The sequence below is a fragment of the Pseudoxanthomonas mexicana genome (genome assembly GCF_001556105.1).
Classification (GTDB): Bacteria; Pseudomonadota; Gammaproteobacteria; order Xanthomonadales; family Xanthomonadaceae; genus Pseudoxanthomonas_A; species Pseudoxanthomonas_A mexicana_A.
The window spans coordinates 1-574 of record NZ_LSIF01000048.1 but is presented as its reverse complement, the minus strand read 5'-3'; the positions used below and the strand labels follow the sequence as shown (position 1 = coordinate 574).

General features: G+C 61.3%; 1 protein-coding gene. It reads left to right on the top strand.

What is annotated here, in order from left to right:
- Positions 1–63: 63 nt before the first annotated feature.
- Positions 64–438, top strand: a complete 375-nt coding sequence (locus tag AX730_RS07935; RefSeq protein ID WP_198147083.1) for an REP-associated tyrosine transposase — start codon at positions 64–66, stop codon at positions 436–438.
- The last annotated feature ends 136 nt before the right edge of the window (positions 439–574 follow it).

Below are 574 nucleotides of genomic sequence, written 5' to 3'. Positions count from 1 at the left end.
AAGCGTACGAGAAAATTCCACTTCTGAGGTCTGCTAATCTGCGGGGGGATTACCCTGGCCATCGTGGTGTTACCGGACCATCTGCATTGCGTGTGGCGGCTGCCGGACGGCGACGCCGACAACGCCAACCGCTGGGCACAGATCAAATCCACCTTCAGCCGGACATTGCCGATCAGCGAGCGCCGCTCGCCGCAGCGCATCGCCCGCCGTGAGCGTGGCATCTGGCAACGCCGCTACTGGGAGCACCTGATACGCGATGAAGCGGACCTGCGTCATCACGTCGACTATGTGCACATCAATCCCGTGAAGCATGGGCATGCGGCACGCTCGGCTGATTGGCCGTATTCCTCGTTCCGGCGATGGGTGTCGGCCGGCTTCTATCCCCTCGATTGGGCGGCGGCGGAACCGGAGGTTGTGAGCGTGGGGGGAGAGCGGTGAGCGGGTCGGGGGTGGCGGGCTTGAGCCCGCCCTACGTCACTGATCGGTGACGCAAAAAGACGCGCTCGTCTCTCATTAAGGCCCAACGTTGCATCAAAAACATCCAACGTTGCATCGAAAACATCGGTTCTTCTAA